This window comes from Serratia sp. CY74737 (assembly GCF_052166775.1).
Lineage (GTDB): Bacteria > Pseudomonadota > Gammaproteobacteria > Enterobacterales > Enterobacteriaceae > Serratia > Serratia ureilytica.
Map to the genome: position 1 here is coordinate 162,375 of NZ_JBJNOF010000005.1, position 26,417 is coordinate 188,791.

Consider the following 26,417-nt stretch of genomic DNA (forward strand, 5'->3'; position numbering starts at 1 on the left):
CACCCGCGTCATCATCTTGTATGGAAAATCCATATTGGGGGATTGCGGTTGATCTGTCACTGGTTTTTCACGCGAAATGCGATCGCGGCGCAGAGCAAACTGCTGCCGGGACGCTTACCGGCAAATGGGCGGACAGCATAATAGAGTCGGTGCGCAGCGTCTGGCGGGACAAGCGGCGCGATCCGCGCGGGAAAGAGAGCAAGGGCGTCGATTTCCAAACCATAAACAGGAAACCGGCCTGACGCCGGTTTCCGCTGGGCTGCAGGTCAATGCTCTAACGCCTCGTCCTCATAGCGGTGCTTGGCGTCGAGCGCTTCCTGCTCGGTTTCATGTTCACTGAGCAACGTATTCGGCTCAATGTCGTCGGTGCGCACCTCAAAACGGCGCAGATGCAGGTTCGGGTCGCCTCGAAACACCTCTACGACGCGGGCGCTCCGTGGATAAGCAGGTTGATCATTTTCGCGCATGCCGTTCTCCCGTGTGTTTCACACAGTAGCAAGTATAGCAGCCGCCCTCATTCCGGCACGCGCGAGCCGAGATCGCGATCGCCGGGGGCACCCGTCAACAGCTCGGTCAGTTCATCGCAGGCGCAAATCCGGCCTTCACGCACGGTGAAGTGCGCCAGCACCCGCACGCGGCTGCAGGTGCCGTCACGCTTTTCCACCTCGACCAGATGGTGGGTCAGCACCGACTCATCCTGCGCCGCCGCCGCGAGCACCTTCAGCGTCATGCGGCGGGTTTGCCGTTTCAGCAGCGCCATATGTTGCTCAAACTGCTCGAAGTTCAGCACCTTGCCATCCACCTGCTGGCGGTAGCCTGCGCTGAAACGGGCGGCGAGCTGCGTCGGCCGATGCTCCGGGCTGGCGACCACCTGCTGCAGCGTATCGAGCACCAGGTTCAGCGGGGTAAGTTGAGTCATCACGTTTCTCCGAAATGGGGGGAATGGCGATCCTATCCCGGCCAGGCGATGGCATAATAACCGCATCAAGACTTTCAATAACGTTAAACGGACAATATGACGCAGATCCGCAGCCAACGCCTTCAGCATGAAAGAAAACACCTGACGCCCTGGCACCGGCACGACGGCGGCCAGATCTATCTCTTGACGCGCGGCATGCTGGCGCTGGAACTGCCTGGCCGGCAATGGGCGATCACCGGCGGTGCGCTGGGCTGGCTGCCGCCGGGGTGCCCCCATCAGGCGCTGGCCTGTGGCGATGTGGCGGGCTGGAGTCTGTATCTGCCGGTGGAAAGCGCGCCGGAGATGCCGCCGCAGCCGCAGCTGTTCACCGCCTCCGCGCTATTGCAGGCCCTGGTGGAACGCATCGCGCAGTTCTCCGCCGGCCCGATGAGCGCGCCGCAACGGCGGCTGCTGCAGGTGCTGCTGGATGAAATGCACACGGCAAGCCGCGCGCCGTTGCAATTGCCGCTGCCGCAGGACGCCCGGTTGCTGAACATCGCCCGGGCGCTGCTGAACGATCCCGCCAGCCTGCACAGCCAGCGCGACTGGGCCGCCTGGGCCGGGCTCAGCCCACGCACCCTGAGCCGCCGCTTTCTGCAGGAAACCGGCATCAGCTTCGCGCTGTGGCGCCAACAGGCGCGGGTATTGCGTTCACTGGAGGGATTATCACGCGGCGAAGCGGTCAGCGAGGTGGCCGACGCCTGCGGCTACGACAACGTCAGCGCCTACATCGCCGCCTTTCGCCGCCGCTTCGGCGTCACGCCCGGCGCGTACTTTGTGGCCGCTCGGCAAAGGGAATAAGAAAACGGGCGCACAGCGCCCGAAGAGAAGAAAAGGTTATTTCACCGTCTCGCGCGGCAGCACCGCGAGGATTTGTTCCACCACCCGCTGAGGATCGGCGGCGCCGTCCATCACGTAATGCGCGGCATCCTGATACAACGCTTCACGCGCGGCCAACACCTCGAGCATCTCTTCGGCGATCGGCCTGCCGGTGAGCGTCGGGCGCTGCGCATCTTCCGGGTACTCTTCCAACCGCTGCGCCAACACGCTGGCCGGCGCGCACAGGTAGATAACGGTGCCATGCTGGCGCATAAACTGACGGTTTTCCTCCGCCAGGATCGCCCCGCCGCCGGTGGCAACTATAGTTGACGGCTTGGTCACGGTTTGCAACGCGATGGTCTCGCGGCGACGAAACCCCAGCCAGCCCTCGCGCTCGACCATTTCCGCCACGCTCATCTGCGCCGCCTGCTGCATAAACAGATCGGTATCGACGAACTGATAGCCCAACGCCAGCGCCAATGCGCTGCCTACCGTGGTCTTGCCGGCTCCGCGAGCGCCTATCATGAACAGGGTTTGTGTCATTACGGGTTGTCCCTTATGCGGTGACTTGAGTGCATTGCATACCAAAATACCGAGCGGGTGCGATGGCGTGGTGGCAGCATCATACCCCGCCCGCTCTGTATTTCAATATTTACGATAGTGTAAATTCCATGGCACAGCGACTGCCAGCAGCAAAGCCGTGCGCCAGATCCTCATCCAGATGCCGCCGCAAGGCGGCCGTGAGCCGCACGTCGTCGAGCGACCGGAACCCCAGCCGCCGGTAATAAGGCGCATTCCACGGCACCTCAATGAAGGTGGTGAGCGTCAGGCGAGCGGCGCCCTGGCGTTTGGCTTCTTCCGCCACCGCCCCGATCAGGCGGCGGCCGACGCCCTGCCGTTGCCAGGCACCGGCGACCGACAATTCGGCGATATGCCAGTCTTTCCCCTGAGCCTGCACGGCGATAAAACCGGCGCACTCGCCGTTGTCGCTTTCGGCCAGCCATTCACGGCGTTCGGCGATAAACGCGGCGTGCTGTTGCGGGCTCATCACCTCGCCTTCGGCGATAAAGCGCCACGCCGGCTGCTGGCGAAACAGCTGCGCCGCCGAGCGTTCAACCGCCATCAGATGCGCGATATCCCGCTGCTGCGCCAAACGAATTTGCAGGCTCATGGATTCTCCTTAACGTTGGGGCGGTTATTTAAGCAAATTTCACCGCCCGCGGCTCAGAAATCGATACTGCCGCGCAGCACCACCTCACGCGGTTCCCCCACCGCCACGCGCAAATTGCCGCCGCTGGACGGGTAATAGGTTTTATCGAACAGGTTCTTCACGTTCAGCTGCCATTTCACCCGATAGCCGTTGATCGGCATGGTGTAAGCGGCGAACGCATCGGCAACGGTGTAATAATCCAGATTGAAGCTGTTGGCAGCATCGCCCGGGCGGCGGCCCACGTAGCGCGCGCCGGCGCCGATACGCATCTCATCACCGCTGTACAGGCCGGGGCTGCCCAGGTTCTGGGTCAGGAACAGCGAGGCGGTATGGCGCGCCACGTTGGTCATCTCTTTGCCCTTGTTGTCCGGATCGTCCACCACGCGGGCGTCGGTATACGCATAGGAACCGATCAGGCTCAGCGAGTCGGTAAGATTACCGGCCACGTCCAGCTCCACGCCCTGCGAACGCACGCGCCCGGCGGTGCGCGTCACGGTTTCGCCCTCCACCAGCTCATTGACCATCACGTTGCGTTTGGTGATGTCGAACAGCGCCAACGTGCCGGTGACGCCGTTCGGCAGCGCCAGCTTGCCGCCGACTTCCCACGACTTGCCCTGCTCCGGCGGCAGCGAACCAATTTGGGTGGCGATGGAGGAGTTAGGCTTGAACGACTCGGTATAGCTGCTGTACAGCGACACGTAAGGCGTCAGCTTGTAGACCACCCCAGCGCGCGGCACCAGCTTGCCGTCCGAGCTGTCGGTGTTGGTCTGGAACGGCCGCCCCTTGCCGGCATAGACGTCGAAAGCGTCGTAGCGCAGCCCGCCCATCACCAGCCATTTATCGGTCAGTTGGATGGAATCCTGCATAAACCAGCCGTAGCTGGTGAGATTTTCCCGCTGATCGCTGTCTTTGGCGCTGACCGCGGTCGAGGGCGGCATCAGGCCGTATACCGGATGATAGATATTGAAATCGCTGTTCTTTTTGCCGCGGATCATGTCGCCGCGGTAGGTGCGGTTATCTTCAAAATCGAAGCCGAACAGCATCTGGTGGTTGATGCGCCCCCAGTCCACGTCGCCATTGAGCGTCAACTGTACCGCGTTGGCGTGGCTGACGGCATGGGCGGTCGAGTCGGCCTGGCGAGTCAACACGCCGGTCACCGGATTCAGCGCCGTGGCGCGCGCCTGGTTGTCGCTGTAGCTGTTGCGGCTGTAGGCGTAGGTCAGCGAGCTTTTCCAGCGCTCATTGAGCGTTTGATCGATCTGCAGGGTAATGCTGTCCTGATCGCCGCGGGTGGCGTTATAGGCTTCGTCGAAACGGCGATCGCGCGGCGTATTCACCGGTTTGCCGGTGCGCGAATCGATAATGGTGCCGCGATCGAACGGCACCCGATATTCCATATGTTCATAGGCCAGCCGCACGGTGGTGTTCTCGCCATACCACATCAACGAGGGCGCGATCACCGTCTGGCGGTTGCGGCCGAAGTTGCGCCAGTAGTCAGTTTCATCGTGATCGACGATCATGCGATAGGCGAACCCCGACGTGCCGAGCGGCCCGGTGACGTCGAGCTGGCCGCCGCCGCCGTTGAAGCTGCTGCCCCAGCCTTCCACATGAGTGCGCTGCTGCAGCTGGGGTTTTTTGGTGATCATGTTGATCATGCCGCCCGGTTCCCCCATGCCGTACAGCATCGAAGCCGGCCCCTTGAGCACCTCTACCCGCTCGGTGGTCGGCGTGAAGTTGCGCGCCTGCACCGAGCGCACGCCGTCGCGCAGAATGGAGCCGTCGCGGTTGTCGCCGAAACCGCGTTTCATTACCGCATCCTGGGTGCCGCCCAGCGTGTTGGCCTGGGTAATGCCGCTGACGTTGTACAGCGCTTCATCCAGGCTGCTGACCGCCTGATCGGCAATCACCTGCTGCGGCACCACGTCGATCGCCTGCGGCACGTTCAGCAGGTTGGTTTCGCTGCGGGTGCCGGTGACGCTGGTCAACGGCTGATAGCTCTGCACGCCGTCGGCATCTTTGCGGCCGATCACCACCAGGCTCTCTTCCTGCGACGCGGTTTTTTCCGCCGCCCACGTCGGCGATGTCGCGCAGACCGCCAACGGCAATGCACACCACCAACCGCGTTTGTTGTTATTCATTATCTAACTGACTCCAATAGGTCCCTGAAAAAGGTAACGGCAAAAACTGCTGATAAAGCTGTTGGAAGGTCTGCTGCGGGTCGATGTCGGCGAACAGATCCGGGTAAAACGCTTTGGCGAACACCTCGACCAGCACCACGTGGTACGGGCTGAGGTAAAAGTTGTGCCAGACGCTCCAGGCGCGGTGGTTTTTCACCGCCTGCAGGTTGGTCAGCATCGGCTGTTTGGCGATCAGCCGCCGGAAGCTGTCAGCGGCCTCTTGGCGGCTGACCTGCGGCCCGAGGCGCAGATCGGACAGCCGTTTGCCCTGCGGCCCGGCCATGCCGGTGGCGAGGTACACGTCGGGATTGGCGCTCAGAATGGTTTCCGGGTTCAGCTCGCCATACACCCCTTTGACGCTGGCGTTGGCGATGTTGTCACCGCCGGCGAAGGTCAGCAGATCGCCAAGGTTGCCGTGTGCGGCGGTGGTGCAACAGGTCTCGCGCCGCCCCAGATGCAGATGCAGCATCACTTTGGGCTTCGGCCCCAGATAGCCCGCCAGGCGTTGCTGAATCACCGCCATATGCTGCTGATAAAACTGGATGAACTGCTCGGCGCGCTGCCGGCGATTGAGCACGTCGCCCAGCAGCCGCACGCTCGGCACGGTGTTGTTCAGCAGATCGATGCGCAGATCGACGTAGATCACCGCCACGCCGGCCTTGTTCAGCGCAGAAACCAACCGATCGTTGTCGCCGTCTTCACGCGCGTAGCGCGCCAGGATCACCAGATCCGGCTTCAGCTGCAGCAGGCTTTCAATATTGACCTGGCGGAAATTATTGCCGCTGATAATGGGGATCGCGGCGATCTGCGGGAACTTCTGCGTATAGAGCTGCCAGCTTTGCGCATCGAACCGCGCCAGATCCGCCGGCCAGCCGACGATGCGCTGCGCCGGGTTGCCCGGCTCCAGCAGCGCCAGCGTATACAGCATGCGGCTCTCCCCCACCACGATGCGCTGCGGATTGTCCGGCACCACAACCTGACGGCCGGTGATATCGGTCACCGTCTTCGCCTGGGCGGAGAACACGCCGAACCACAGAGAAAGCAGCAGTAAAATGAGGAAATTGCGCATGATTGAGCCGAAAGGAGGAAATAGTGTGCGCATGATAATCACTCTCATTAGCGCTTGCAATCCCGTGCCGCCATTGCCAAAAGAAATCCGGGAAACGGCGCCGGGCGCGCGGCAAACACGGCGAAACCGCTAAAATAACGGCTTTAAAAAGTTAAAAAAATGGCGGGGAAATCGGTTAAATAGAACGGGGAAACAGCTAAAAACCGGGAGACCTCCATGACTCAACGCATCATTCCGCTGTCGGATTGCCCGCAGTTTGCCGATGTGTGCGCCGCCTGGGCATTCGGCCAGTGGGGTTCACAGCGCGGCGGCTCGCTGGAGCGCACCCAGCTGCGTTTCGCCCAATGCAGCCGACCGGGCGACGATCACCTGACGCTGATGATGATCGACGGCGATCGTCCGGTGGGCATGGCCAGCCTGTGGCCCAGCGACGACCATCAGCGCCAGGATCTCACCCCGTGGCTGGCCGGCGTCTTCGTGCATCCCGATCACCGCCGCAAGGGCATCGCCCACCGTCTTGAAATGGCCATCGTCGAGGCGGCACGGCAGCGCCATCACTCGGTTCTGCATCTCATTACCGACAAATCGGAAGCGCTGTACGCCGGCTGGGGTTGGCAACCTCTGGAGCGCCGGCGGCAGCATGACGAAGAGGTGGTGGTGATGGAGAAAAAACTGTAGCTAACGCGGCGTACAGACATACACCAGCGCCGGCGGGAAGTTGCGCACTACCCGCAGGCGCTTCCAGTGAAAATAGCGCGACAGCAATTTTTCCGATAGGTGGCTGTATTGGAACAGCACCAGCGTGCCGTTGCGCGCCAGCAGCCGCTGCCGGGCCTGCTGAAGAATGCGCACGCTGATCCTGACCGGGATCGACAGCAGCGGCAGGCAGGAAAACACCACGTCGTAATCCGTGGCCATCCGGGTCGCCGAATGGCCCATCACCTGCAGCCGCCGATCGTCAATCCCGCGCAGCCGATGCACGAAATGGGGTTGGATCTCGAAGGCCTCCAGCGCCGCATCGGCGCGCATCCGCCCCAGAATGCGTTTGGTCAGCACGCCGTCCGCCGCGCCCAGTTCCGCGATCGACAGCGCCCGGGTCCATTCAACCTGATTCAGCATCGCCTGACACAGCCACGGGGAAGAAGGCGCCAGCGTACCGACGGTGCGCGGTGAAGCCATAAATTGCTGCAGGTAAGCGAAGTGATTCATCAGTTGCAGTCGGGTCGCATTTAACATTGAGGCCTCCTTGGGTTAAGCCCTCAATGTGAGCCGAATTTCTTAAGTAATCATTAACATGATTCCGAAAGCGGCGGACACAGTTGTAATAAAATGCAACCTTGTCAGCGGCGCGCAAAGAAAAACGGTCGCAATAATGATCTGAGAATAAGCGGTTTATGCGCCGACCGTTCAGATAATTATTGCGACCGTTTATTTTTTTGGCCGCGTTGCCGCGGCCAGAGGGTAAAAAGCTAACGCTTAGCGATAAATTTCCGCATTGCCGCGCCAGTTGCTGGAGTCCCCGGGGGTGTCCAGACCGATAATGCGATAATGACTGGCGCCGTCCGCCGCGGCTTTTTCTTTCAGGGCGGTGATGGCGTCATGCGGTGAGCCGCTAACGCCGGAAACCGACACGACGCCGAGGCTTTGCAGATTGGCGGCCTGCTCGCTGTTGACCTGTTTTACCGACGACAGCGGCGCGGCGAAAGTGGAAAATGAAGCGGCGGCGATCAATACGGCTGCGATGCTTGGGATAAGTTTCATGATTGACTCCAGGTGTTCTTGTTTATTAGCTCGTTGTCAGTGATGTTAATTATCCGCTAGCCAATGAAAACGGACGTCATGCAACGTAAAGAACATCAATCATTGTGAGGAGAATAAGGAGGAAGTGAGAGCGGGTGTGTATTTTCAGGCGAGAATAACTTTATAGGCTTCACCCTACCCCTATTTGATGAACAATTAAAGACGGCGCGTGATAAAGAATGCGCGCCGCGTCTATTTAAGATTTTTTACCCGCCGGAGCGCGCTGAGCTACGCTGAATTTTGTGGCTTACCCTTTTAAGGAAGAACGCTTATGTCGCAAAACCTGCTGCGCGTGCGTGACGGTCAGGGCGCGTCGGTCTCATTTTCCGAGCTGCTGTTCGATCTGATCTACGTTTTCGCCGTGACCCAACTTTCCCACTATCTGTTGCATCACCTGACGCTAACCGGCGCGCTGGAAACCCTGCTGCTGTGGTTCGCCGTCTGGCTGGCCTGGCAATACACCGCCTGGGTCACCAATTGGTTCAATCCGGATACCCGCCAGATCCGCCTGTTGCTGTTCGCGATCATGCTGCTGGGGCTGTTCGCCGCCGCCGCGTTGCCGCAGGCGTTTGGCGAACGCGGTCTGATCTTCGCCCTGTTCTACGTCGCCATTCAGGTCGGGCGCTCCGCCACGGTATTGCGCCTGCTGGCGCCCGATCATCCGTTAAAACAAAACTTTCGCCGCATTCTCGGCTGGCTGTGCATCTCCGCCGTCTTCTGGATCGCCGGCGGGCTGGCGGAAGGCCATGCTCGCCTGGCGCTGTGGGCGATCGCCGTCTTGTGCGAATACGTCTCGCCGATGTTCGGTTTTCGCCTGCCGGTGCTGGGGCGCTCGGACAGCAGCAGCGAATGGACCATCGAAGGCCACCATCTGGCGGAGCGCTGCCAGCTGTTCGTGATCGTGGCGCTGGGGGAAACCATTCTGATCACCGGCGCCACCCTGAGCGAAATGGAAAGTTGGAGCCTGCCGGTGCTCATCGCTTCGCTGGTGGCCTTTCTCGGCAGCCTGGCGATGTGGTGGGTTTACTTCGACACCAGCAGCAAAGCCGGCAGCCACGCCATTAGCCAGGCGGAAAATCCCGGCCAACTGGGCGCTTATTTCCATTATGTGCACGTCGCGCTGGTGGGGGCGATCATCGTCTGCGCCGTGGCCAACGAGCTGGTGATCGCCCAGCCCGACGGCCGCATCCAACACGCCACGGCGGCGGTGCTGCTGCTCGGCCCGGCGATTTACCTGTTCGCCAACGCGCTGCACAAACGGCTGGTGTATCGCCGCTTCCCGCTGTCGCATCTGGTCGGGCTGCTGGCGCTGGCGGTATTGGCCCCGATCGCCTATTTAACCGACCTGCTGATGGTCAATGGCCTGACGACGCTGATCATGGTGGTGGTGGCGACGTGGGAGAGCATCTCGCGCGGCAAAGCGCCGCAGCGGCACGCGCAAGCCTGAATCAAACGGGGGCGCAATCGCCCCCGTTGTGAGATTGATGACAAACCTCATGCCATTACCGGGTTTGCAGAGAGCAGTGGATAAAAACAAGGAAAATCAATTTATTGATTTTCGGCTGATGGCCACCAAGGAGGAAAAACCCATGTTTTTTCCTCCTTTGTCAACGGTCTGACGGGGGCGCAATCGCCCCCGATGTCGGTCACTTCAAGGATTGCGGCAAGGTGAGCACCCAGAGCTCACTCAGCGATTCCGGCTGCTCCAGAGGGCGCAATTCGATGTGGGCGTCGGTTTTGTCACCGTCGAGGCTCAACCGCCCTCCTTTCTCCAGCTGATAGTCGCCGATTTTCTTGCTCTTTGGCGACGCATCCACCAGCGTGGCCTGCAAGCCGAAATCGTTGTCATTGATCACCGCCAGCGTGCGATCGTCGATCAGCGCCAACCCTTCCGCTTTCTCCTGGCGCCAGCCCAACTGACGCAGATCCGCCACTTCCCGTTTCTGCGCCAGCTTCACGCCGCGTTTAGCCAGATCTTTCGCATCGTCGAACTCCAGCGCTTTACCCTGGCCGTCAAACGCGCTCAGATCGCTGGCCTGCGCGAGATCCACCAGATAGATCTTGTTGATCATCGACTTATCTTTACCGGTTCCCTGTTCAATCAACAGGATGCGCTGGTTGTCCAACGCCACGACATCACCAATTTTGGCGTCTTTGGCTTTTTTATAGCTGTCGATATCGATGGGATAGCCGTACATGGCGGTTTTGCCACTGCGCGGATCGAAGCTCACCAGCCGGGTAAACTGCGCCTTGTTTTTGCTTTTGCCATCGACATCCAGCGTGCTCTGCACCGCCGCCAGAATTCGCCCGTCCGGCATCCGGGTCAATCCTTCAAAACCGCGGTTGGGCTGACGCCATTTCAGGATGTTCGGCAAACCGCCCGCCACCGCCTGTTCGCCGGCCTGCGGCGTTGGGCCATATTTGGCGAGGATTTTACCTTTGCCGTCGATATGGATCAGAAACGGGCCGTACTCATCACACAGCCAATAGCCGCCGTTGCCGTCACCGGTCACCCCTTCGGTATCCAACCCGCGGCGATCGCCGGACAGCGACTGCAACGCGTCGTTCAACGCCACTTCGTTTGTAGAACCAATCAGCTCGCCCGGCAACGGCAGCCCGCCGATCGGCCCTTTTTCATCGTGCAAGGGCCGCGCATTCTCTGCTACGGCCTTGCCGCCGCCGATACGAATGTCCATCAACAGAGGCGTGAATTGCGGATTAGCGAAAATCTTGGCCTCTTGCTTGCCTACCGCCGGGGCATCGGCATTCGGGCCGCGATCGGTCAGCGTCGTCAGCACCAAATCGTCGCCCTGCTTCTTGTTGAACATCAATCCGGAGCCGATCCCTACCGGCAATCCCTGCGGGAAATGCTTGGCGAACGCCCCCTGATAGGCGACGCGTTCCCCGCCGGGGAAACCGACCACATAACGCGCCACCTCAATGTCGGCAGCGTGAGCCAATACCGGAAACAGTGAAGCCAACAACAGGGAGAGCGATTTTATTTTCATATTTTTTACCCGAGGTTAAATGAAGCGTTGTCAGGCAGAAGACGATATTAATTTAGCATGACACTTAGATGACAATAGGCAATTCGTCAAATGCACATCAGGCAATAAGGTTGGCTGGCAAATAGAAATGAGCAATTAACCTGAGCATATTGAATGGAGAAAACCGCTGGAAAAAATCGCCCGGAAATAGCCCGTCGTTTTGCTTAGGGTAAATTCTTATAACAAAGATAAAAAAATCGGCAAACGCGCGTCAACACGGCGAAAAACGGTGTTTTTCTCATAGACAAAATAAAATGTCAGGGATTTAATACCGCCGTTATTCAAGGTGCATTAAGAAAATTCTATAGAATATCTGCATGAACTTAAAAAGCTGTTCTATAGTTTTTAGTGCTAACGCCCGTTAGTCTATTCCGCAGGATGGAATCTATGTCAAAGCGACTTTTTGCTGAATTTTTTGGCACATTTTGGTTGGTGTTTGGTGGTTGTGGTAGCGCAGTATTGGCAGCGGCATTCCCACAGCTGGGTATTGGTTTCCTCGGCGTCGCGCTCGCTTTCGGTCTGACCGTAGTGACGATGGCCTATGCCGTCGGCCATATTTCCGGCGGGCATTTTAACCCGGCGGTCACCGTCGGCTTATTCGCCGGCGGCCGTTTCGCGGCGAAAGACGTGATCCCTTACGTTATCGCACAGGTGATCGGCGGTATCGCCGCAGCGTCGGTGCTGTATTTGATCGCCAGCGGCAAAGCCGGTTTCGACGCCACGGCAGGCGGTTTCGCCTCCAACGGTTACGGCGAACACTCACCGGGCGGTTACTCTCTGCAAGCCGCAATCGTGATTGAGTTGGTGCTGACCGCCTTCTTCCTGATCGTTATTCATGGCGTGACCGACAAGCGCGCGCCGGCAGGCTTTGCCCCGCTGGCTATCGGCCTGACGCTGACGCTGATCCACCTGATCAGCATCCCGGTGACCAACACCTCCGTCAACCCGGCGCGCAGCACCGGCGTAGCGATCTTCCAGGGCACCTGGGCGCTGCAGCAGCTGTGGGTGTTCTGGCTGGTGCCGCTGGTCGGCGGCATTATCGGCGGCCTGATCTACCGCTGCCTGCTGGAAGACAAAAAATAAGCGTATCGCAGTCGATCGCGTTTCACGGGGCAGCCTTCATCGGCTGCCCCGTTGCTTTCAGCCCTTCGTCACTTCAAACATCATGATATCGCTGGTGAAGGAGCCGTCCGGCTGGATGGCGAAATGCGCCGCCACCTCCTGCGACACGCTTTGCTGCAGCGCGCGGATCGAGGTGACGAAATGCGCCGGCGTGCGCATACGCGCCACCCAACTGCCGAACTCCAGCGTCAATCGATCCGACGTCACCTCGCGTACCACCAGCCCGGCCTCGGTCAGCAACGTCAGCCACTCGCCCGGCGCATAGTTGCGCACGTGCGAGGTGTCGCGCAGCACTTCCACGGTTTGCAGGTAGATATCCAGCAGCGGGTGCCCCGGCGAGACCACGTCCATAAAGATCGCGCTGCCGCCCGGTTTGAGTACCCGCCTGACCTCGCGCAGCGCCTGGCCGACATCGCGCCAGTGGTGCGCCGAATAGCGGCTGATGACCAGATCGAAACTGGCGTCCTCAAACGGCAAAGACTCCGCCACGCCCTGCTGCTGCTGAATGTTGTTCAGGCCTTTTTCCGCCGCCGCCTGCTTCACCACCGCCAACATTTGCGCCGACAGATCGTAGGCCACCACCTGCGCTACGCTGGCCGCCGCGGTGAAGCTGGCATGCCCGGCGCCGCAGCCCAGATCGAGCAGGCGCGCTTCGGCGTGCGGCGCCAGTAACTGCGCCAGACGTTGCAAATCCTTGCCCTGCGCATGCACCGCGCTGGTTAAATAGGCATTGGCCTGCTCGCCGAACTGCCGGTCTACCGCATTGTTATGGCTGTTGCTGTTGCTCATGTTTGCTCCTGTTATTATCCGGCTTGCGCCTGTGCCTGAAGGCTTTCGGCTACTATAATCAGGCTACTATACGGGTACAATATGAGCAGTTATCCTGGTATAAATAGGTACCATGCTATGTCATCAGAAGCCTTATCCGGGCCAAAAGCCCTCGGCGCATTCCTGCGCGCGCACCGCGAACGCATCACGCCGGAAATGATCGGCCTGCCCAGCTCTTCGCGCCGCCGCACCAGCGGCCTGCGCCGCGAAGAGCTGGCGCAAATCAGCGGCATCAGCGCCACCTGGTATACCTGGATCGAACAGGGCCGCGAGGTGTCCATTTCCCCTTTCACGCTGGCGCGCATCGCCAAAGCGCTGCGGCTCGGCCCGGCCGAACGCCACTACCTGTTTACCCTGGCGCGTATCGCCGACCCCGAGCAGGAAGCGCACCGAGAAACCGCCAATGACGCGGTGCTGCAAAGCGTGCATCAGATGACGGTGCCCTGCTATCTGCTGGACGTGAGCTGGAACGTCGTCGCCTGGAACCCGCAGGCGGCGGCGCTGTTCAGCGGCTGGCTGGATGTGGCCAACAGCCCCAACCTGCTGCACTTCATGTTCTTCCACCCGTTGGCGAAAACGCTGGTCAGCGATTGGGAAGAGCGCGCGCGCCGCGTGGTGGCCGAGTTTCGCGCCGAGACCAGCCATCATCAAAATACCGAAGAGATGCGCGCCTTCGTGCGCAACATGACGCACAACAGCGCGGACTTTAATCACTGGTGGAAGCAACATGACGTCATGGCGCGCGAAGGCGGCGAAAGAGCGTTCGAGCATCCTCAGCGAGGCGCGCTGCGCTATCGCCAACTCACCTTCCATCCGGCGGAGCACGCCGGTCTGAAGCTGGTGATGCTGATCCCGCTGCCGCAATTGGTAACAAATTCATAGGCAGGTTTACCCGCCATTTATTTATTGGTTCATGTAAACGCGCTAGGGTAATTGATACCGATGATAGTGATCATCCAGCACCGTTATTTATCTCCTGAGGTACTCCTATGCAATCCGAAGAACAACGCCTTATCGATGGTCTGTTTGGCCGCCTGAAAGAAGCCGAGACCAAGACGGGCCCACGGGATCTCCAGGCAGAGCAGCAAATCAACCAGCATATTCGCGAGCAGCCTTCCGCCCCTTATTACATGGCGCAGGCGATGATTATTCAGGAAGCGGCGCTCAAGCAGATGGATCAGCGGGTCAAAGAGCTGGAGGCCCAGGTGGCGCAGCTGCAGCAAACCGCCAACGGCCAGCAGAGCAGCGGCGGCTTCCTGGCCGGCCTGTTCGGCGGCGGCAGCCGCAGTACGCCAAGCCCGCGCGAACAGTATCAGGCGCAGCAGCAAAATACGGCGGCCTGGAACAACGCGCAGCAGCCGCAGCAACCGGCCTATGCCCCACCGCAGCAGGCGGCGCCTTCACGCGCCGGCGGCTTCCTGGGAGGCGCCTTGCAAACGGCTGCGGGCGTCGCCGGTGGCGTGGTATTGGCCGACATGCTGACCGGCATGTTCCGCCATTCGCAACCACAGGAAATCGTAAATATTATCGAGGAAACCCCGGCGCCGCTGGACGACAGCGCAATGCGCAATTTCGACGCCTCCAACAACCTGGATACCTTCAACAACGGCGATGGCGGCAGCTTCCTCAATCAGGACAACGGCTTCCAGAACGCCAACTATCAGGACGACACGGACTACGCTGACGACGATTACAGCGACGACGACTCCTTCCTGTAATTCCCTTCGCCCCCTCTCACCCGCAGAGGGGGATTTCCCGTTTCGCCAATCTGGTCTACAGTGAACACTGTTCATTTATCCAGCAGAGAGAAACGATGACAAGCTTTAATCCTTCCACCCCTTTCTTCAGTGAACGCCTGCAGATGCGCCCACCGGTGATGGCGGATCTCGCGCGTTTCTACGCCATCTTCGGCGATCCGCAAACGCAGCGTTTCAATCCCGCCGGCCCACTCACCAGCGAAGCGCAGGCCGCATCGGCGCTGCAAGAGAGGATTTCCGGGTGGCAACAACACGGTTACGGTTCCTGGGCGATCGCTCTGCGCGAACGGCCGGATTGGATTATCGGCTTTGGCGGATTGTCCCGGAAACCGCTCGGGGCGCAGCGCACCGTGAACCTCGGCTATCGCTTCGATACTCGCGTCTGGGGCATGGGATTGGCCACCGAGATGGCGCGGGCGTCGCTGCAATACGGTTTTGTCGGATTGGCGCTGGGGGAGATTTCCGCCATTGTGCGTGCGGAGAATCAGGCTTCGTGGCGAGTGCTGGAAAAGGTCGGCATGCAGCGGGTGGATACGCTGGATGACGTGCCCGGCGCGGCGCCGAGCCTGGTGTATACGCTAAAGCGCTGCGACTATCAGGGCTGATCGTCGCTGATTTTGGCCAACGCCATGCGGTAAGATTTGACCTTCTGGCGCTTTTTCAACCAGGTGGCGGTAGAGACAATGAATACCGCGCCCGACATCGCCAACACGCCGGTTGGATGGCCATAAAACACCATCAAGGCAAAGTAGACGGCGGAAACGATCGCCACCCATTTCGCCGTATTGCCCATGTCGTTTTTCTCTTGGGTCAAACGGCGGATGTGCTCTTCTTCACTGATTCCCATACGCGCTCCTTGTTGGCTGAATGACCCATTATATGGAGCTGGAGTGCTGATATTTCAAGCGGTTGGATGGTAAAGAAGCGTAAAGCTCAGGCCGGCGGCTCCCGCCGCCGAGGCAGATAGCGCCCGGGCTGGTCGGCACCCGGCAGGCCGCTGCCGTCGTTGCGGCCAAACAGCCGGTAGCGATTGCCGGCGACCGCATCGTAGATCTTGTCCGCCAGTCGCGGCGGCAGGTAACGCGCCAGCGCCAGCGCGCGGTACGGCCATCCCACTTGGCGCAGCGCCCGAAACAACGCCGCCGAACGCAGCCAACAGCGCCCCTGTTCCACATAGACCACGGAATCGAAACGGTCGGTCGGCAATCCCAGCGCCTGCAGGATTGCCTGCCCTTCGACGGATTGCACCGTCGCCAACAGAATGCGCCGCTGCCGATCGGCGCGAACAAGGTATCTCACCAGCCCATGACACAGGTTGCATTCGCCGTCGAACAACAACGCGCGATCGCCGGGCTGCAGATAAGGCAGCTGTGATAAAGGGGTCATCCCGCCTCCCGAAAAATGCTCGCCTTAGCCTAACGCGCCTGGTGCGCCCAGGCCAGAGCGGGATGACAGGGCGTGTTAAGGCGCGGGCGGTGCGTCAGGCACCGCCACCACCGCGACGCGCACTTCGTAATGTTTGGCGCTGCCCGCCGGGATCACCGCCGTCAGTTTGTTGATGGTTTCCACCGGGTTGTCGCTGGCCGAGGTGGCGCAGAACAGCTCACCGCCGCGGCAGAACCCCGGCTTGGGCGGGTGCCCGCCCGGGAAAGGCGGCATGCGCATCGGTTCATCCGCCAGAGGCGGCAACGCTTTGGCCGCAGGCGCCTCGGGGGCAGACATCGCGCTCGCGCTGAACAACAGCGCCATGCCCATGCAGGGCAGCGCCAGGATCTTGATTGCTTGTTTCATTGAATTAGCCTCATTTGCCGGGTTCGGGATTACGCTACCCCGCCCCCGGCCCATGAGAAAGCCGCTTTTCGCTACCTTTTCGCGCCGCTGCGCTTTGCTTACACGCGCTTAACGTGATGAGAGGCAAAAGGTTGGGTAAAGGGCCGTCGCGTTACTTGCCGTTCGTCAGCGTGTTGTAGCTGGTCATCAGATTGCGGTAGTCCGGGATATGGTTGGAGAACAGCGTGCCCAGGCCTTCGATGTCGTTGCGCCAGTCGCGGTGCAGCTCGCAGGCGACGCCGAACCAGGTCATCAGCTGCGCGCCGGCGGCCTCCATGCGGCTCCAGGCCGACTGACGCGTCAGCTCATTGAAGGTGCCGGAAGCGTCGGTCACCACAAAGACCTCGAAACCTTCATTGAGCGCCGACAGCGCCGGGAATGCTACGCACACTTCGGTCACTACGCCGGCGATGATCAGCTGCTTGCGGCCGGTGGCTTTCACCGCCTTGACGAAGTCGTCGTTGTCCCAGGCGTTGATCTGGCCAGGGCGAGGAATGAAGGGAGCGTCGGGGAATTGGGCTTTCAGTTCCGGCACCAGCGGGCCATTGGGGCCGTTTTCGAAACTGGTGGTAAGAATGGTCGGCAGGTTGAAGTACTTCGCTAAATCACCCAGCGCCAGCACGTTGTTTTTAAACCGATCGGGATCGATATCACGCACCAGCGAAAGCAGCCCTGCCTGATGATCCACCAGCAATACGGCGGCCTGGTCTTTGTCGAGGCGCTTGTAATTTGCAGTCATGGTTTTACTCCTGTGGGGTTGATGTTGCGGATGAAACGCCCCGCCGCAGGGCGGGGCGTTGAGGTTTAAGTGTAGCGCCTGAGCAGGGGAACACTGTCCGCCCCAGGCGCCAAGGTTCAACCGGCGCTCGCTTCGGCGTTCATGCTGCCGAACTTGCCGCTGTTGAAATCGCGGAACGCCTGCTGGATTTCCGCGTCGCTGTTCATGACGAACGGGCCGTAGCCGACGATAGGCTCATCGATCGGTTCGCCGCTCAGCACCAACAGCGCGACGTCGTTGTTGGCTTCGATGGTGATCGAATCCCCCGCCCGGTCGAAACGCACCATTTGGGTTTCGCGCACCACGTCTTCACCGTTAACCAGGATCGCGCCGTGCAGCATCACCAGCGCCAGCGTATGGCCTTCTTTCACCGTCAGCGTGGTGGTATGGCCGGCATTCAGCTTCATGTCCCACACGTTAAGCGGGCTGAAGGTGCGCGCCGGGCCGGCGTGGCCGCCAAAGTCACCGGCGATCACCCGCACCTGCCCTGCGCCGTCCGCCAGAGGAACCACCGGAATATCGGCGTTCAGCAGCGTCTGATAGCCCGGCTCGGCCATTTTGTCCTTGGCCGGCAGGTTGACCCACAGCTGTACCATTTCCATGGTGCCGCCCTTGCGCGAGAAGTCCCGCGAATGGAACTCTTCGTGCAGAATGCCGGAGGCGGCGGTCATCCACTGGACGTCGCCGGGGCCAATCACCCCGCCGCTGCCGGTCGAGTCGCGGTGTTCCACTTCGCCCTGATAGACGATGGTCACCGTTTCAAACCCGCGATGCGGGTGCTGACCCACGCCACGGGTGCCGGAGGCGGAGCGGAATTTGGTTGGCGCTGCGTGATCCAGCAGCAGGAACGGGCTCATTTCCGCTCCCAAATCGTTATAAGAGAACAGCGAATTCACCAGGAAACCGTTACCGACCCAATGTGCTTCCGGGCTGTTGTGAATACCGAGGATTTTTTTCATCTTGAACTCCCGTTTCAGACCTCACGGCCTTAAGTTGATGTCAGAAGTTTAATCCGCCGGGGTTTGCTGCAGTAGTAGGCAAGATGTACACTCAGCGTTCCACTGGTAGAACGATAAGGGATGCGATGCTGACCGATCTGAACGACCTGTTTTTCTTCGCCAGCGTGGTCGATCACCAGGGATTCGCCCCCGCCGGCCGGGCGCTGGGCATTCCCAAATCCAAACTCAGCCGCCGCGTGGCGCTGCTGGAAGAGCGGCTGGGCGTGCGCCTGATCCAACGCTCGACACGGCGCTTCTCGGTGACCGAGGTCGGCCAAACCTATTACGCGCACTGCAAGGCGATGCTGGTGGAAGCGGAAGCCGCGCAGCAGGCGATCGAGCAGACGCGCGCCGAGCCCTGCGGCACGGTGCGCATGTCCTGCCCGGTGGCGATCCTTCACACCCGCGTCGGCAGCATGGTGGCGGCCTTTATGGCCGATTATCCCAAGGTGACGGTGCATCTGGAGGCCACCAACCGCCGGGTGGACGTGGTGGGGGAAGGGTTGGATCTGGCGATCCGCGTGCGGCCGCCGCCGCTGGAGGACAGCGATCTGGTGCTGAAAATCCTGGCGCAGCGCACCTGGTGCGTCGCCGCCAGCCCGGCGCTGGTGCGCACCCTCGGGCCGGCGCACACGCCGGAAGACCTGCGTAAATACCCGACGCTCGATCTCGGCCCGGCGCGCGGTCAGCACCAATGGCGGCTGACCGGCCCACAGGGTGAACGGGTGGAGTGGGAGCACACGCCGCGGCTGGTCACCGACGACATGCTGATGCTGCGCACCGCCGCCATCGCCGGCGCCGGCATCGTACAACTGCCGGCGATGATGATGCGCGACGACATGCTGCGCGGCGAGCTGGTGCAACTATTGCCTGGCTGGCAGCCGCAGGGCGGCGTGGTGCACGCGGTCTACCCGTCGCGCCGCGGCCTGCTGCCGGCGGTGCGGCTGCTGCTCGACTATCTGGGTGAGCAGTTCGCCAGCATTGAAGAAGAGTAATCAGGCGGTGATTTCGATCGCGTTGCCGTCCGGATCGCGAATGACCGCCTCGTAGAAGCCGTCGCCGGTCCAGCGTGGCGCGGACAGCAAGATGCCCTCCTGCCGTGCGCGCTGCGCCAACCGATCGACCTGCCGCTCATCCCCCAGCGACAGCGCGATGTGCGCCCAGCCCACCCGCTCCTCCTGCGCCTGCGCCGGCAGCAACGTCGGCACGCGCATGATCTCCAGCGTCGGCCCGGCCGCCAGGCTGACGAAGCGGGAAACGAACCCCGGCCGATTGCGGCTGACGTACTCCTCCCCCGCTTCACCGTTGAAATAGCGCTGCCAGAACGCCAGCTGCGCGTCGATGTCACGGGTCCACAGGGCAACATGGGCTATTTTCATCATCATTCTCCGGTCGATAAATCGCTGTGCCAGATCTGGCCGCCGCCCTGCGCCACCTGCTGCTCAAGCTGCGGGTGCGCGCCGCGCGCCGTCACCAGATGATCCACCCGCCCGGCGGGCAGGAAGGGGTAGGGGGCGTAGGTATTGAGTTTGTCGCGGGTGCACAGCACCGCCACGCTGCCGGCGCGCGTCAGCAACCGCTTTTTGAACGTGGCGTCCTGGTAACTCAACGCGGAGAAGCACCCGGCCGGGTCGTAGGCGCAAATGCCGGTGAACACCAGATCGAAATGAAATCCGTCGATCTCTTCCGCCGCCTTGGCGTCCACGCAGCCGCCGACCTGCGCATCCAGTTCGCCGCCGATCAGGATGGTGCGGATCCCCGGCCGTTCCAGCATTTTGCCGGCGATGCTCAACGCATTGGTTACCACCGTCAAACGCCGATCGCGCGGCAACAGATCCGCCAGATACAGGTGGGTGCTGCCGGCATCGAGGAAGATCAGCTGTTCTTCGCCGATCACCCTCAGCGCGGTCTGTGCCAGCGCCAGCTTCTCATCACCGCTGAGGGCAATGCGCGCCGTCACGGGGCCTTCGGCCGGCGTCGGCGCCAGCGCACCGCCATAGATGCGTTTGCACAGATTCTGTGCCGCCAGCTGACGCAGGTCGCGGCGGATGGTCGCTTCGGTGGTATTCAGCCGCTGCGCCATCTCCAGAGCCAGCACTCGCCCCTGTTGGCGGAGCGTGTCGAGAATGGCCTGATGGCGCTCATTCGGTAACAGTTTGGACATCATGTCAATCCGGCGATGCTAAAGTGATCATTAATGTACACAAACGTACACAATCGAACAAACACTTTTTTGGCAACACTCAAGCGGCGGCGCTCGTCTAGACTGAAAGTGACATCACAGATAAGGGATTATGACGCGATGACCTCCGCCGTGCTTTATACGCTGTTTCCCGCCGCAGCCACCGTCGTCGGCGCAGCGGTGGCGCTCTATCGCCGCCCCGGCGACGCCGCGATGCGCGTCATCCATCACTTTACCGCCGGCATCGTGTTCGCCGCCGCCGCCACCGAAATCTTGCCCGATCTCAAACAGCAGTCGCCTTTGGCGGTGTTGCTGGGCGGCGCTGTGGGGGTGCTGTTAATGTTGCTGGTTCGGCGTCTGGGCGAAAAAGCGCAGGGGCCGGTCGGTTTTATCGCCGCGGTCGGCGTCGATATCTTTATCGATGGGCTGGTGCTGGGCATTGCCTTCGCGGCCGGCGCCAAAGCCGGCCTGCTGTTGACGCTGGCGTTAACGCTGGAAGTGCTGTTCCTGGGATTGTCGATCGTCGGCGATTTGCAAGACTTTCTCGGCAGGCGGCTGCGCGTCATGGCGGCGATAGTCGGCCTGGCGCTGCTGTTGCCCATCGGCGGCCTGCTGGGGGCGCCGGTGGCCATGCTGGGCGCATTTTGGCTGACCGCCTTTCTGGCCTTTGGTCTGATCGCCCTGCTCTACCTGGTGACCGAAGAGCTGCTGGTCGAAGCGCATGAAGGCGGAAAGGAAACCCCGTTCGCCGCCGCGATGTTCTTTGCCGGCTTCTTGCTGCTGTTGCTGTTGGAAGAAGGTTTAGGATAAAAAAACAGGAATTTCATGGCGCATGCCGCCCGGTGGCAACGCTTTGGCTATACTGAGGCAAGCGAAGTTACCGCAGACGTAACGGCTTGGGCGTAAAGGGAAAACGATGTTATTGACGATCGCAAGGTGGCTGTTTCAATTACCCGGGAAGCTGTTTGGGCTGATTTTTAAAAATCGCCTGAGGGTATTTCTGTTCTTCATGCTGGTCGCCCTCGGGGTGCTCGGCGTCAAGCGCTATCTGCTCACCCACCAGTATGACGACGAATTCAGCCTCGCCGCCCCCACCGATTACAACCGCGCCATCAAGCGTGAAATGCCGCAGCGCGAAGCACGTGAGCAATGCGGAGGGCCGCTGCACGATAATGCCGGGCAACCCTGGCCCGCGTCAGCCGGCTATCTGCATCAGCCGACCGGCCTGCCCGCAACCGGCCTGCATCGGCTGACGCTGGACAATCAAGGCAACGACTTCGCGGTGTTGGTCAAAATGGAAACGCCCGCCGCGCCGCAGCAGCTGGCGGAAGTCTTTATTCCGGCCGCCGGCAGCTTCGAGGTTAAAATGAATGCGGATGCGGAACACGTGATGAAAATCAAGAACATCAAGACCGGCTGCATGTTCCGCTCCAGGCCGTTCAACCTGGATAAACGGACCGATTGGCGCATACCGTTATCGCTGCAAAAGGACGGCAGCCTGCAGCTGCAGTCGATAGGCGATCGGCAATTCTGATCGGGCGCCGGGCAGAGTCGCCGGCGCCGCAGAGGTTACTTTTTCACCGGGTGATCGCGGCGGAACAGCTCCCAACTTTCAATTTCCTGCCCATTCGGCAGCGTACAGGTCGAATACTGGCCCGCCGCGTTTTCTTTGGCGTTCAGCTTGCCGCCGATTTTGGTGCAATACACGTCGGCCGGGTTCGCCATGCCGATCGGTTTCACCTGCGGCGGTGGCGGCGCATCGTTGGATTTCACGGAACACCCCTGCAACATCGTCATCCCTGCCAGCAGGGAAAGCATCAACGTTTTTTTCATTTTTCCAGCTTATGCAAAATACCCACGGCGGAACGCTCCGCCGTGGGTTGATCATGAAATAAAGGATTTGCCCTGTTTCAGCACCAGATCGCAGGCTTTTTGTTTCACTCTCTCGGTGATCTGCGAGGTGCCCAGGCTGTTGAGATCCAGGCTCTTGCCTTCACCGGTCTGCAGCAAGCCGCCCAGGCCCTGCTGATAATCCTGGCTCTTGGCGTTTTCAGTGCTGGTGATGCCCAGTTTGCTGAGCAACTGATCTTTCACCCCTTCGGCGCCGTTAGCCGACAGCACGTTGTTTTTCACACAGTATTGCAGGATGCCGGCGGCGTTGGTCATGCTGCTGGAGCTTAATGCCTTGTCGCCGCCGTTCAGCAGGCCGGTCAACGAGGAGAGCGACATGCCGCCGCCGCTTTCGCCGCCAGACTTGCTCAGTTCGCCCGCCGCGCTGCTGAGAGAATCCATCAGACCGGCGGCCTGGGTGGCGCCGCTGGCCAGGGTCGCGGACAGCGCCAAAGCCAGCAGTAAACGATGTTTGGTGATCATAGTGATAAAACTCCTGTAAGAACGGCATGCAATCGGCGCAGCGCGCCGGGATACCTCTCCGACGCCGCCTGCGGCGACAAGTTCCTTTTATCTCGCCGCCGCGCCGTTTTTCGGAATTCAGGAAGTTTAGAACTGCCAGCGCAGCCAGGCGAAGAACACGTTGCCGTTGTTATAGGTGCCGGGAATGTAGGTCGCCTGGAACGTCAGCCGCTGATAGCCGATAGAAGCCAGCGGCAGCGGCGCCGGGATAGGGATATATTTCCAGTTATCGCGCGCGGTGACGCTGGCGGTGAAACCCAGCCCCAGGCGGAAATCCTTGTCATCCAACGGACGCCAGATCTTCTCGTAGGCGTAGCCGCCGATCGGCTCCCACTTGTTGAAGGAATCCTTGAACGCCATGATGTAGATGCCGTGCCAGTCACCGTCGCTGTCGTAGCGGGAGATACCGTAACCGGCGCCCCACGGGCGCTCGTTGTACTTATCGATATGTTCGTCATCGTAAGTCCAACGGTTATGCCAGGTGATGGCCGGAATATAGAGATCGTGATTCGGCGAATTGTTCCAGGTCTCCGACACGTTATGGGTAAAGCGCTGCCATAGACCCGGTTTTTCGGCCTGCGCGGTATTGCCACTTTCTGTACTAACCTCAGCGTAAGAAGGCAGTGCAGGAAATATCAACGCCAGAGAACATGCCAACAGAGTCCGTTTGAGAAACATGGTAAAGCTCCTGTAAAAATACGGCCGAAGATTTTTACCGATAGCCCAGGCAAGATCAAGCTGTATCCAATTTATCCAACGCCCGTTTCGCCTTGGTTAAGCTTAGCATCGGAAAATTCGCATTGGTTTATAACGGGTTGCACCGACATGTGCATGTTAGCGCCTTTCGGACGGCAAAACCGTGGGAAAAGTCCGCTTTGTCGTTCGCTACTCGCGTGCCAGGTGCTTGACCAACACATCGACATCGAGGCGGTTCACGAACGCCAGAGAATAAGGCCGAACAGTCGATTTTAAAACGCCGAAGGGTGACGCGCGGCAACGGCAACCCATCACGCTCGTCGTGGATCAGCACCAGCACATGTCGATAGTTTTTCATGGCTATTTCCCCCTCAGACGAGCCCAGCTGGGACGCAGGCCCTTTGGTAGGTATACGCCATCCAGGCACACGTAGAGAAAAGTTTACGTATCGGCCCCAAGGAATGTGATGGTCGCCACGTTATATTAGCGCCCGTAACGACGCTTGTTTACGCCGGCCCGAAGCGACGCGCATTGCAGCCCCGTAAAGTAAAACTGACAACACGACGCGAATAAAAAAGCGACATTGTTAATTTTTTGTTTTTGATTGGTTGCGCGATGGTTTCATGAAATAAGCGTGCGGCGGATCACCAAAATGCCTCTTTGCGCCGGCTTCTGCCTTTATTTACCAGCAAGGTAGCGTTACGCCACCCGATGGGATTTAACGCGGCGTCAAAAGTACCGGATGATTCGCCCTGCATCATGATAAATGCCAATACGCCGCCATTTTTCTGTCGATATACCGCCAGGGAAAAATACCGCACCGTCCTCCTGCATAATAACCACACTATTTATACATTATTCAATCGCGTAAAGCGCCGAATACAAACCGCCTATTCATCGGCTGCCACGCCTGTCTTGAACAAGCCGACACTTTAAATAACTGTTAATGCTAACGACACAACATCGCCAGCAATTTATTTTTGCTGATTTTCGCCTGACAAAATAAAGATAAATAATTCGGAGCAATCAATGAAAATAACTATCGGGTCATTCATTCTGCAACAGCTTCACGCCCTGAACGTCGATCGTATTTACGGCGTGCCCGGCGACTATAATCTCAGCCTGCTGGAGCTGCTGGAAAACGACGAGCGGCTGGCGTTTGTCGGCAACTGCAATGAATTGAACGCCTCCTACGCCGCCGACGGTTACGCCCGCATGAAAGGCGCCGGCGCGCTGATCGTCACCTACGGCGTCGGCGATCTGGCCGCGCTGTCCGGCATCGCCGGGGCCTATGCCGAATCTTCGCCGGTTATCTGCATCGCTGGCACGCCGCCGCTGCATGCGATGAAAAATCACCAGCTCTTGCACCATACCCTGGGCGATGGCAATTTCGACAACGTCATGAACTGCTTTAAACAATTCACCGTTGCGCAAGCCTTGATTACGCCGGAAAATGCCGCACAAGAAATCCCACGCGTTATTTCCCGCGCCTGGATAGAGAAGAAGCCGGTGTATTTACAGCTGCCGTCGGATATTTGCGATGTGGAAATTGAAATCGCCGCGGCGGCGACGGCACCGCAATTACCGGCCAGCGATAAATACAATGTGCAATTAGCGGCGATGGCGCTGTTAACCAAAATCAAACGCGCACAGCGCCCAATCATGTTGGTCGATCAAATGGTGGATCGCTACCAGTTGCAGCAGTTGGTCATCGCGGTCGCTCACCGCTTCGCCATTCCGCTGACCAATATGCCCACCGCCAAATGCATTATCCCGGAAAACACCGCCGGTTGGATGGGCGGCTACAGCGGCAATCTGTCGCGCCCCGAACTGTATGAACACATGGCCCACTCGGACTGCGTGCTGAGCTTCGGCGTGCGTTTGGTGGATTCCACCACCGGCTATTTCTCCCAGCACATTCCCGCCGCCGCTCAGGTGGACATCCAACCGTTCTCAATGAAGCTGGACAACACCTCCTACCCGGCGGTGTCGACGGCGGATCTGCTGCAGGCACTGTTGGATCTGAGCGAAGACGCGCCGGCGCAGCCCCTGGCGCCGTTGGCCAGCCCACATGAGAAGCTGGCGACGCCGAGCGACGCGCCTATCGACCAGGCCTATCTGTGGCGGCGCATCCAACGCTTCATCCGGGCGGATGACGTGGTGGTGGTGGAAAACGGCACCTCCGGCGCGGCCATCGGCGGCATGCGCATGCCGGACGGCATCAAGGTGGTCAACCAACCGATTTGGGGCTCGATCGGCTATACCCTGCCGGCGCTGCTCGGCACCCTGATGGCGGCCCCGGAGCGCCGCCACCTGCTGTTCATCGGCGACGGCTCTTTCCAGTTGACCGCGCAGGAAGTGTCCACCCTGCTGCGCTGCGAGCAAAAGCCGATCATCTTCCTGATCAATAACGACGGCTACACCATCGAACGCTATATCCTCGGCGAAAGCTCGTCCTACAACGACATCAGCCCGTGGGACTACGCCAAACTGCCGGCGGTGCTGAATACTCGATCGCAGCCGTTCAGCGTGGCGGTGGAAACCACGCAACAGCTGGAAATGGCCCTGGAACACGCCTCGCGGCAGGATAGGCTGGCGTTTATCGAGGTGAAAGTGCCGATGATGGACACGCCGCCGGTGATGAAAGAGTTCTGCAATCGCTGCAACAGCTTTAACTTCGGCCTGACCAACCCGCGCCGCAGCGCCTGATGCGCGATCGCGCCGCCGGTGACTC

Annotated in this window: 32 protein-coding genes; 12 read left to right on the plus strand and 20 right to left on the minus strand. The window is 60.1% G+C overall.

Annotation, left to right across the window (positions count from 1 at the left end; genetic code table 11):
- Positions 1-20 precede the first annotated feature (20 nt).
- The gene (locus tag ACJ8PE_RS09220) at positions 21-242 is read left to right on the plus strand and encodes a hypothetical protein (protein WP_047025775.1); all 222 of its coding nucleotides are present in this window, start codon (positions 21-23) and stop codon (positions 240-242) included.
- A gap of 24 nt (positions 243-266) precedes the next feature.
- On the opposite strand, the gene ACJ8PE_RS09225 is transcribed toward ACJ8PE_RS09220, so the two are convergent.
- Together ACJ8PE_RS09225 and ACJ8PE_RS09230 are read right to left on the minus strand one after the other, a co-directional pair.
- Positions 267-467, minus strand: coding sequence for a YaiA family protein (locus ACJ8PE_RS09225; protein WP_015376810.1), 201 nt, complete (start codon positions 465-467; stop codon positions 267-269).
- Positions 468-514: 47 nt separating this feature from the next.
- Positions 515-919 carry a nuclear transport factor 2 family protein gene (locus ACJ8PE_RS09230; RefSeq protein ID WP_033651063.1) on the minus strand — a complete coding sequence of 135 codons (405 nt, stop codon included), beginning with the start codon at positions 917-919 and terminating at the stop codon, positions 515-517.
- A gap of 96 nt (positions 920-1,015) precedes the next feature.
- Between ACJ8PE_RS09230 and ACJ8PE_RS09235 the strand changes: the two genes are divergently transcribed.
- Entirely contained in the window at positions 1,016-1,759 is a 744-nt protein-coding gene (locus ACJ8PE_RS09235; protein WP_197761892.1) for a helix-turn-helix domain-containing protein, read from the plus strand.
- 36 nt (positions 1,760-1,795) lie between these two features.
- On the opposite strand, the gene aroL is transcribed toward ACJ8PE_RS09235, so the two are convergent.
- The 4 genes from aroL to ACJ8PE_RS09255 all read right to left on the minus strand — a co-directional run bounded on the left by aroL (position 1,796) and on the right by ACJ8PE_RS09255 (position 6,233).
- Positions 1,796-2,320 (minus strand): shikimate kinase AroL, encoded by a 525-nt coding sequence (gene aroL, locus ACJ8PE_RS09240; RefSeq protein WP_197761894.1) that lies wholly within the window; start codon positions 2,318-2,320, stop codon positions 1,796-1,798.
- A 109-nt stretch (positions 2,321-2,429) separates the two neighbouring features.
- Complete coding sequence (locus tag ACJ8PE_RS09245; RefSeq protein WP_197798033.1) at positions 2,430-2,948, minus strand: GNAT family N-acetyltransferase; 519 nt, start codon at positions 2,946-2,948, stop codon at positions 2,430-2,432.
- A 53-nt stretch (positions 2,949-3,001) separates the two neighbouring features.
- Complete coding sequence (locus ACJ8PE_RS09250) at positions 3,002-5,125, minus strand: TonB-dependent siderophore receptor (RefSeq protein ID WP_197793802.1); 2,124 nt, start codon at positions 5,123-5,125, stop codon at positions 3,002-3,004.
- Positions 5,118-6,233, minus strand: a complete 1,116-nt coding sequence (locus ACJ8PE_RS09255; RefSeq protein ID WP_197793801.1) for an ABC transporter substrate-binding protein — start codon at positions 6,231-6,233, stop codon at positions 5,118-5,120. The genes ACJ8PE_RS09250 and ACJ8PE_RS09255 overlap by 8 nt, the downstream gene beginning before the upstream one ends.
- Before the next feature lie 216 nt (positions 6,234-6,449).
- Between ACJ8PE_RS09255 and ACJ8PE_RS09260 the strand changes: the two genes are divergently transcribed.
- Positions 6,450-6,911, plus strand: coding sequence for a GNAT family N-acetyltransferase (locus tag ACJ8PE_RS09260; RefSeq protein WP_033651058.1), 462 nt, complete (start codon positions 6,450-6,452; stop codon positions 6,909-6,911).
- Here the strand turns inward: ACJ8PE_RS09260 and ACJ8PE_RS09265 are convergent, their stop codons facing one another.
- Complete coding sequence (locus tag ACJ8PE_RS09265) at positions 6,912-7,469, minus strand: class I SAM-dependent methyltransferase (RefSeq protein ID WP_033642027.1); 558 nt, start codon at positions 7,467-7,469, stop codon at positions 6,912-6,914. It lies immediately after the preceding gene.
- A 240-nt stretch (positions 7,470-7,709) separates the two neighbouring features.
- Positions 7,710-7,994, minus strand: a complete 285-nt coding sequence (locus tag ACJ8PE_RS09270; protein ID WP_033634035.1) for a YdgH/BhsA/McbA-like domain containing protein — start codon at positions 7,992-7,994, stop codon at positions 7,710-7,712.
- Positions 7,995-8,304: 310 nt separating this feature from the next.
- On the opposite strand from ACJ8PE_RS09270, the gene ACJ8PE_RS09275 reads away from it, so the two are divergent.
- Positions 8,305-9,480 carry a low temperature requirement protein A gene (locus ACJ8PE_RS09275; RefSeq protein ID WP_442536747.1) on the plus strand — a complete coding sequence of 392 codons (1,176 nt, stop codon included), beginning with the start codon at positions 8,305-8,307 and terminating at the stop codon, positions 9,478-9,480.
- Between the two features lie 199 nt (positions 9,481-9,679).
- Here the strand turns inward: ACJ8PE_RS09275 and ACJ8PE_RS09280 are convergent, their stop codons facing one another.
- Positions 9,680-11,041: an esterase-like activity of phytase family protein gene (locus ACJ8PE_RS09280; protein ID WP_197761902.1), complete on the minus strand. Its 1,362-nt coding sequence runs from the start codon at positions 11,039-11,041 to the stop codon at positions 9,680-9,682.
- Between the two features lie 426 nt (positions 11,042-11,467).
- Between ACJ8PE_RS09280 and aqpZ the strand changes: the two genes are divergently transcribed.
- Positions 11,468-12,163 (plus strand): aquaporin Z, encoded by a 696-nt coding sequence (aqpZ, locus tag ACJ8PE_RS09285; protein WP_033642023.1) that lies wholly within the window; start codon positions 11,468-11,470, stop codon positions 12,161-12,163.
- A gap of 57 nt (positions 12,164-12,220) precedes the next feature.
- On the opposite strand, the gene ACJ8PE_RS09290 is transcribed toward aqpZ, so the two are convergent.
- Positions 12,221-12,991: a class I SAM-dependent methyltransferase gene (locus ACJ8PE_RS09290; protein ID WP_197793800.1), complete on the minus strand. Its 771-nt coding sequence runs from the start codon at positions 12,989-12,991 to the stop codon at positions 12,221-12,223.
- 117 nt (positions 12,992-13,108) lie between these two features.
- On the opposite strand from ACJ8PE_RS09290, the gene ACJ8PE_RS09295 reads away from it, so the two are divergent.
- The 3 genes from ACJ8PE_RS09295 to ACJ8PE_RS09305 all read left to right on the plus strand — a co-directional run bounded on the left by ACJ8PE_RS09295 (position 13,109) and on the right by ACJ8PE_RS09305 (position 15,392).
- Positions 13,109-13,912 carry a helix-turn-helix transcriptional regulator gene (locus tag ACJ8PE_RS09295; protein ID WP_033642020.1) on the plus strand — a complete coding sequence of 268 codons (804 nt, stop codon included), beginning with the start codon at positions 13,109-13,111 and terminating at the stop codon, positions 13,910-13,912.
- Positions 13,913-14,019: 107 nt separating this feature from the next.
- A complete protein-coding gene (locus ACJ8PE_RS09300) occupies positions 14,020-14,748 on the plus strand; it encodes a DUF2076 domain-containing protein (protein ID WP_103101588.1) in 729 nt (242 codons plus the stop codon).
- 95 nt (positions 14,749-14,843) lie between these two features.
- Positions 14,844-15,392 carry a GNAT family N-acetyltransferase gene (locus ACJ8PE_RS09305; RefSeq protein WP_197779842.1) on the plus strand — a complete coding sequence of 183 codons (549 nt, stop codon included), beginning with the start codon at positions 14,844-14,846 and terminating at the stop codon, positions 15,390-15,392.
- Here the strand turns inward: ACJ8PE_RS09305 and ACJ8PE_RS09310 are convergent.
- From ACJ8PE_RS09310 to ACJ8PE_RS09330, 5 genes are all read right to left on the minus strand, one after another.
- Positions 15,383-15,634 (minus strand): hypothetical protein, encoded by a 252-nt coding sequence (locus ACJ8PE_RS09310; protein ID WP_033642017.1) that lies wholly within the window; start codon positions 15,632-15,634, stop codon positions 15,383-15,385. The two genes, ACJ8PE_RS09305 and ACJ8PE_RS09310, sit on opposite strands and share 10 nt — an antisense overlap.
- 86 nt (positions 15,635-15,720) lie before the next feature.
- Positions 15,721-16,173 (minus strand): thiol-disulfide oxidoreductase DCC family protein, encoded by a 453-nt coding sequence (locus ACJ8PE_RS09315; RefSeq protein ID WP_099783851.1) that lies wholly within the window; start codon positions 16,171-16,173, stop codon positions 15,721-15,723.
- Positions 16,174-16,248: 75 nt separating this feature from the next.
- Entirely contained in the window at positions 16,249-16,578 is a 330-nt protein-coding gene (locus ACJ8PE_RS09320; RefSeq protein ID WP_197761905.1) for a hypothetical protein, read from the minus strand.
- 151 nt (positions 16,579-16,729) lie between these two features.
- On the minus strand, positions 16,730-17,356 hold the full coding sequence (gene ycaC / locus ACJ8PE_RS09325) for an isochorismate family cysteine hydrolase YcaC (RefSeq protein ID WP_004928476.1): 627 nt from the start codon (positions 17,354-17,356) through the stop codon (positions 16,730-16,732).
- Between the two features lie 116 nt (positions 17,357-17,472).
- Positions 17,473-18,354, minus strand: coding sequence for a pirin family protein (locus ACJ8PE_RS09330; RefSeq protein ID WP_016928920.1), 882 nt, complete (start codon positions 18,352-18,354; stop codon positions 17,473-17,475).
- A gap of 125 nt (positions 18,355-18,479) precedes the next feature.
- On the opposite strand from ACJ8PE_RS09330, the gene ACJ8PE_RS09335 reads away from it, so the two are divergent.
- A complete protein-coding gene (locus ACJ8PE_RS09335) occupies positions 18,480-19,388 on the plus strand; it encodes a LysR family transcriptional regulator (protein ID WP_033634044.1) in 909 nt (302 codons plus the stop codon).
- On the opposite strand, the gene ACJ8PE_RS09340 is transcribed toward ACJ8PE_RS09335, so the two are convergent.
- Positions 19,389-19,772: a VOC family protein gene (locus tag ACJ8PE_RS09340; RefSeq protein ID WP_033642012.1), complete on the minus strand. Its 384-nt coding sequence runs from the start codon at positions 19,770-19,772 to the stop codon at positions 19,389-19,391.
- 2 nt (positions 19,773-19,774) lie between these two features.
- Positions 19,775-20,557 carry a DeoR/GlpR family DNA-binding transcription regulator gene (locus tag ACJ8PE_RS09345; RefSeq protein ID WP_442536748.1) on the minus strand — a complete coding sequence of 261 codons (783 nt, stop codon included), beginning with the start codon at positions 20,555-20,557 and terminating at the stop codon, positions 19,775-19,777.
- A 138-nt stretch (positions 20,558-20,695) separates the two neighbouring features.
- On the opposite strand from ACJ8PE_RS09345, the gene ACJ8PE_RS09350 reads away from it, so the two are divergent.
- Both ACJ8PE_RS09350 and ACJ8PE_RS09355 read left to right on the plus strand, forming a co-directional pair.
- On the plus strand, positions 20,696-21,385 hold the full coding sequence (locus ACJ8PE_RS09350) for a hypothetical protein (RefSeq protein WP_033651048.1): 690 nt from the start codon (positions 20,696-20,698) through the stop codon (positions 21,383-21,385).
- Positions 21,386-21,491: 106 nt separating this feature from the next.
- The gene (locus ACJ8PE_RS09355; protein ID WP_182074089.1) at positions 21,492-22,109 is read left to right on the plus strand and encodes a hypothetical protein; all 618 of its coding nucleotides are present in this window, start codon (positions 21,492-21,494) and stop codon (positions 22,107-22,109) included.
- A 35-nt stretch (positions 22,110-22,144) separates the two neighbouring features.
- Here the strand turns inward: ACJ8PE_RS09355 and ACJ8PE_RS09360 are convergent, their stop codons facing one another.
- The 3 genes from ACJ8PE_RS09360 to pagP all read right to left on the minus strand — a co-directional run bounded on the left by ACJ8PE_RS09360 (position 22,145) and on the right by pagP (position 23,665).
- The gene (locus ACJ8PE_RS09360; protein ID WP_019454261.1) at positions 22,145-22,408 is read right to left on the minus strand and encodes a putative hemolysin; all 264 of its coding nucleotides are present in this window, start codon (positions 22,406-22,408) and stop codon (positions 22,145-22,147) included.
- A 51-nt stretch (positions 22,409-22,459) separates the two neighbouring features.
- Entirely contained in the window at positions 22,460-22,948 is a 489-nt protein-coding gene (locus ACJ8PE_RS09365) for a DUF2501 domain-containing protein (protein ID WP_197793796.1), read from the minus strand.
- 126 nt (positions 22,949-23,074) lie between these two features.
- Positions 23,075-23,665 (minus strand): lipid IV(A) palmitoyltransferase PagP, encoded by a 591-nt coding sequence (gene pagP / locus ACJ8PE_RS09370; RefSeq protein WP_033642007.1) that lies wholly within the window; start codon positions 23,663-23,665, stop codon positions 23,075-23,077.
- 1,047 nt (positions 23,666-24,712) lie between these two features.
- Between pagP and ACJ8PE_RS09375 the strand changes: the two genes are divergently transcribed.
- Positions 24,713-26,392: an alpha-keto acid decarboxylase family protein gene (locus ACJ8PE_RS09375; protein WP_197793795.1), complete on the plus strand. Its 1,680-nt coding sequence runs from the start codon at positions 24,713-24,715 to the stop codon at positions 26,390-26,392.
- Positions 26,393-26,417 lie beyond the last annotated feature (25 nt).